This is a genomic window from Sutterella seckii (assembly GCF_009183815.1).
Taxonomy (GTDB): domain Bacteria; phylum Pseudomonadota; class Gammaproteobacteria; order Burkholderiales; family Burkholderiaceae_F; genus Sutterella; species Sutterella seckii.
This window is the reverse complement of sequence record NZ_WEHX01000269.1, coordinates 1-327: the sequence shown is the minus strand read 5'-3', so window position 1 is coordinate 327 and position 327 is coordinate 1. Positions and strand designations below refer to the sequence as shown.

1 protein-coding gene is annotated in these 327 nt (G+C 49.5%); it reads left to right on the top strand.

The window, feature by feature from the left end; all coding sequences use genetic code 11:
* On the top strand, positions 1–327 hold a 327-nt coding region (locus tag GBM95_RS12135), incomplete at both ends, for a group II intron maturase-specific domain-containing protein (RefSeq protein ID WP_319643773.1).

The window sequence follows — 327 nt, the reverse complement described above, 5'->3', positions numbered from 1 at the left end:
ACAAAGAGGGCCGCAGAACGAGTGTGCGCATCAATCACAGAATTTATCGAGAAGAAGCTCCTGTTGAAGGTTAACCGAGACAAAACCAAGGTTTGCCACATCGCGAACAGCGAGTTGAAATTCCTTGGGTACGGTTTCTATTACGACAGAGCAAAGCATCGCATCCTGCCGAGGCTACACCGGAAGACAAGGGCCAAATTTAAGAAGGCAGTTGAGGAGCGGACTCAGCGCACAACGGGGAAAAGTCTGAAGGACTATACAACCGACCTGAGGAAGTACATCATCGGCTGGTTCAACTTCTATAAGCTGGCGCAGTTCAAAGGTTGG